The 5,227-nt window shown below is 65.3% G+C and carries 3 protein-coding genes and 1 pseudogene; 1 reads left to right on the forward strand and 3 read right to left on the reverse strand.

The features are described from left to right. Together BGN95_RS27275 and BGN95_RS22380 are read right to left on the reverse strand one after the other, a co-directional pair. A partial coding sequence (locus BGN95_RS27275; protein ID WP_502688337.1) for a VOC family protein occupies window positions 1-167 on the reverse strand: 167 nt, incomplete at its 3' end. Between the two features lie 69 nt (window positions 168-236). After that, a complete protein-coding gene (locus BGN95_RS22380) occupies window positions 237-1,106 on the reverse strand; it encodes an AraC family transcriptional regulator (protein ID WP_286774047.1) in 870 nt (289 codons plus the stop codon). 348 nt (window positions 1,107-1,454) lie between these two features. On the opposite strand from BGN95_RS22380, the gene BGN95_RS22385 reads away from it, so the two are divergent. Beyond that, on the forward strand, window positions 1,455-2,309 hold the full coding sequence (locus BGN95_RS22385) for a DMT family transporter (protein ID WP_286774048.1): 855 nt from the start codon (window positions 1,455-1,457) through the stop codon (window positions 2,307-2,309). A gap of 240 nt (window positions 2,310-2,549) precedes the next feature. Here the strand turns inward: BGN95_RS22385 and BGN95_RS22390 are convergent. Beyond that, a pseudogene (locus BGN95_RS22390) lies at window positions 2,550-5,227 on the reverse strand (TonB-dependent receptor plug domain-containing protein); the annotation flags it as partial.

Here is a 5,227-nt window from a genome sequence, read left to right on the forward strand (position 1 = left end):
ATCATCAACATGCGATCGGCCCAGATAAGCTGCGCGTGCTGGACGATCGCAGGGTCGGTCTCGCTCAAGTAAACCGCCCGCCGCTCGAACCCGAAGGCGGTGCACAGAAAGTCGATCGCGCGCGGCGCATCGGTGTAGCGCAGATTGGGGATGATCTCATGTCGCATGATGGGCCTCGCTGTTGTCCGATCCCCGGATAGACAAGGCGCCTGGCATCGGATTGGACGAAACGCACCTCAGGCTTCGACGAGCCCGCCGCCTTCGGGCAAGGAACGCGCGAGATAGGCGGTCGGCGAAAGCCCGCTGAACTCGCGAAACTCCCTGATCATATGCGATTGATCGAAATAACCGGCCTCGGCGGCGAGCCCCGCCCAATCGGGTCGATCCGCCTCTTGCGCGATCAGCCCGGTCAGCGTCTGGAAGCGCAGCAGCCGGCGGAACGCGCGCGGCCCGACGCCGATCGCATCGCGCACCCGATCGGCCATATGCTTGCGGCTCCACCCGATTTCCGTGGCAATCGCCGAAATGTCGAGATCGGGCCGCGCACGCAGTAGGCGGAGCGCGTGATGCTGCTGCCCGTTGGGCGGCTCGATCCCGTGCAGGCGCCGGCGCAGCGCCTCGTCCAACAGGTCGATGCGGTGATCGCGGCCATCCGCCGCTGCCAGCGCGTCGCCCAGTTCGCGCGCGGCGCGGCCGAGAATCGCGTCGAGCGGAACGACCCGATCGGCGATTTCGTGCATCGGCATCCCGAGCAGAAGACGAAGCGTGGCGAGCGGCAGAAAGACGTGGATCCCCGCCTGCGACCCGGCCGAATGCGACAGAGCAGGGCGCAGATGCGCGCCGGCGACAAAGGCCTCGCCCGCGTTGAGCGTCAGCCTTTCGCCATTGCCGCCGGTGATCGAGATCGGCTCGCCGAGGTTGACGATGAACACCCCCTCGGCGTGGGGCAGTTCGCGGCGCGTCGTGAACCCCGCGGTGCGCTCCCGATAATCGCTATAGCCGTGGATCAGCCCGGAAAGATCGGCCGGCGGCGCGATGCGCGCCATCGTCCAGGCATTGACCCCGTCGTCGTGGATCGTCTCATGAAGGCAACGGCGACGGTCCACGGACTCTCGGCCAGGTTGATGAAGACCGCGGCATGATAGGCGTCGGCGACGCTTCCCGGAAGCACCGATCGGCGACAGGCAACGGATCGATCGCGCTGCCGGCAATCTTGCGCGCGCGGGCCGATCCGCCTACGCTCCTCGCGATGTTCGCGCACCCGCCTCGATCCGTTGACGCATCGATCGCCGGCCCGGTTGCGCCTGCCTCGTCGCTTGCTCCTCCTGATCCGATCGTGGCCATCGGCCGCGTCGGGGCACCGCCCCCGCCGAAACCGAACCGCGCCGACTGACCCCCGGCACGCCGTCCCGCGCATGACGCGGGCATCACGACGTTCTTTCAGGTGAAAATTCATGTTCAATCGTCACGCAGCGGCGCTCGTGCCGACCAGCGCGTTCGTTCTCTTGTGGAGCAGCGGCGCGATCGTCTCCGAAATCGGGCTCCGCCACGGTTCGCCCTTCGCGCTTCTGATTTTCCGCTATATCATCGCCTTCACCGTGCTGCTCGGGTTCGCGGCGGCGAACGGCAGCTTGTTGCCCGCGCCGGGCACGCGGCGGCGCAATCTGCTGATCGGCTTCTCGATCGCCGGGCTCTATTCCACCTGCTATCTGCTCGCGCTCGATAACGGCGTCACGCCGGGGGCGCTCGCCACCCTGCTCGGGGTGCAGCCGATCCTGACCGTGTTTCTGACCGAGCGCCGCGCAACCGCGCCGCGGCTGATCGGGCTCGGCTGCGCGCTCGGCGGGCTGGCGCTGGTCGTATCGGACGGGCTGGCGTCGATGCGCTTCGACATGATCGGGCTGGCCTTCGCCGCGCTGTCGCTGTTCGGCATCACCGCGGGATCGATCCTCCAGAAGCGCGAGAAGCAGGCACCGTGGGTGGTGCTGCCGATGCAATCCGCGGTCGGGCTCGCCTTCGCCTGCGCGGCATCGCCGCTCGGTGAATTCCGCGCGTCATGGGATTGGGGCTTCGTGCTGCCCGCGCTGTGGCTCGGCCTGGTCATTTCGGTCGGCACGACCTTTCTGCTCTACCGGCTGATCGCGCGCGGCAATCTCGTCAACGTCACCAGCCTGTTCTACCTCGTTCCCGGGGTCACCGCGGCGATGGACTGGGCGATCCTCGGCAATCCGATGTCAGCGCTGATGATCGCCGGGCTCGGGCTGATCGTCGTCGGGCTATTGGTGGTGTTCCGCTCCAAGGCGGAATGATGCCGATCAGGTGACAGACGAGGCGCGAGGCGCAATCATGCATGTCTGGCCCCGCTTCGGAGGATGGTGATGCGCGATATCGCGGAATTCTTCGGCGACAATTGCCCCGCCCGCGCAATCGTCCCGGTGGGCCCGCTACATTACGGCTATCGGATCGAGGTGGATGCGGTCGCCCGGCGGCCAGTGCCGGCCCATCCGTCACACGGATAGGCCGGCTCGGGCGCGATCGCCGCGCTTGCTTCAGAAGTTGAAGCGCACCCCCGCGGTATATTGGCGGCCGATCACGTCATAAAGCTGGCGCGCGGTCTGAAATTGATAGCCGGTAAATGGCGGGTCGTTGTCGAACGCGTTGAGGATCACCCCAAACAGCGCGATCTTGCCGCCGTTCGACGTCTTGAACACGGTCAACTCGCCCGACAGATCGACGTAGACGCGACCGTTCACATGGTTCCAGTCGAGCGTAAAATCGTCGCGCGTGATGACCCCGCCGCCGATATAGCGCCCCGTCACCCCGAAACGATAATTGTCGGTCGCATAGCTTGCCGTCGCGCTGCCCTTCCAATGCGGCGTCCCGCCCGGCCCGTCGAGCACCGGCTGGTCGGTGTTGCCCGCGAAGTGCGTGACATCATTGTCCTGCCCGGTCAGATCGAGCTTGTTGACGTAACTGACGAGCCCACGCAGATCGAGCACGCCTGCGCCGATCGGCACGCGATAATTCGCCTCCACATCGACCCCGTTGGTGATGATCTGCTGGAAGTTGACCGGGGCGAGCAGGATGTTGTTGATCCGGCCGTCATCACCGCGCCGCACCAGCAGGCAGCTCGGCGCGTCGCCCGAATTGCAGCGATTGACGATCGTCTGGGCGGTGAGCGAGGCGATCGCGCCCTTCACCTTGATATCGTAATAATCGATCGAGATGCTGAGACGCGGCGCGAACGACGGGGTCAGCACGACGCCCGCGGTGAATGTATTGGCCTTCTCGGGCTTCAGATAGGGATTGCCGCCGGTCGTCTGGCTGACATTATAGGTCGCGTTGGTCTTGCTATCGGTCACCCCGCCGAGCAGGGTCTGGCCGGCTGCGAACAATTCGTTGATGTTGGGCGCGCGGATATCGCGTGACCGCGTGGCGCGGAAGCGGATGCTGCTGTTGACCGCGTAGTTGACGCCGACCTTCCACGTTTCGACCGTGCCCGAGGTGCGATAATCGGTGATACGACCGCCGAGATCGACGTCGAGGTTCTTGGCCCAGCTCGCGTCCTGAGCCAGCGGGATCACCGCCTCGACGAACCCTTCCTTCACCGCCTCGCGCGCCGAATAGGGCTTCACATTGCCGACGCGGAACAGGCTGACGTTCGGCGTCGCCGAAATCGGATCCGAGGTCACATCGACATTGAGGTTGCGATACTGGCCGCCGAAAGCGATCGAAACCGGGCCGGCCCAGGTGGAGAAGGGTTCGCCGCGGATGACGAGATCCACGACCTGCTGCGACTGGCGCCAGTCGCGGACCGAGGTACCGGTGATGTAATCGATCGCCTGTTGCGACGCCGAACCGACGCCGAACAGGTTGAGCGGCATACAGCCGTTGGTCGGATCGGTCAGCGTCGAACGGCAGACGATCCCGCCGGTCGCCGGATTGATCACCGCATCCAGCGCGAGCAGCCGCCGCGACTTGATGACGTCATTGGTGAACAAGGTGACCGAGTGGGTCTTGCCGAACGCGACCGACGCATCGAACGTCCACGAGCCGCCGAGGCCGCCGCGCAGCCCGGTCACGCCTTGCCAGGTGGTCGCCTTCTGCTTGATCGCGCCGACGCCATAATCCTCAAGGCTGCGACCGAAGGCGAAGCTGGTTTCGCCTGCAGCGGCCAGCGCGCTGCGCAGCGAGGCGGGCAGATAGGCGTTGTCAGCGTGGATCGTGAAAACATCGTCGGACGGAATCGACCGTTCGTTGAGGCGCGATGTCGCGTAAGTGAAATTGGCATAAGCGGTGATCGATGGCGTGATCTCATAAGTGGCGCCGGCATAGGCGCTCCACCGCTTGGTCGGCGCGACCAGCACATAAGGCGAGGCGAGCGGATCGCCATCGCCGCCGTCCATCGTATTGTCTTGCGTCAGATAGTTGCCGTAGCGGAAGGGCATCGTCGTGCCGTTCGGGCCGAACTGGATACCCTTGAGCACCCCCGAATTGATCACCCCGCCGGGCGCCGCGTAGGACGCGCGGGCATCGTTCACATGGACGAGATACGGCTGGCTCGGATCGGTTGCGTTGGCGGGATTGACGATGATCGAGCGATTGCCGGCCCATTTGCGCCGATTGCCATCCCCGATGCCGCTGTTCTCGGCCGCCTCGAGCCCGACCAGCAAATGCCCGCGATCACCCGCGAATTTCGTGCCGAATGCCAGCGAGGCGAGATAATTGCGATTGTCATTATGATCGGTGATGCCGCCTTGCAGGCTGCCGCGCACGCCGTTGAACTTGTTGTCGATCTTGAAATTGACCACCCCGGCCACCGCGTCGGAGCCATAAGCGGCGGAGGCGCCACCGGTCACCACCTCGACCCCGCCAATCAGCGCCTGCGGGATCAGATTGGTGTTGATCACGCCTTCCGGCGTCGTCGGCACATAGCGCTTGCCATCGATCAGCGTCAGCGTGCGGAGATAGCCGAGCCCGCGCAGATCCATGTAATTGCCGCCGGCGAGCTTCGACAGGTTGCTGACCGAGGACGGCGTGACGCTGGGCTTCATCGACGGCAGCTGGTTGAGCGCATCCGCGACATTGACCGCGCCGACGCGCAAAATGTCGTCGGTGTTGACCGAGGTGAGCGGGGTCGGCGAGACGAAGCCGGCGCGCGCCACCTGCGATCCGGTGACGACGATCTCGGCGGTTTCGCTCGCCTTGGCGTCGGTGTCCGCCGGGG

Source organism: Sphingomonas sp. 66-10, assembly GCF_001897045.1.
Lineage (GTDB): Bacteria > Pseudomonadota > Alphaproteobacteria > Sphingomonadales > Sphingomonadaceae > Sphingomonas > Sphingomonas lycopersici.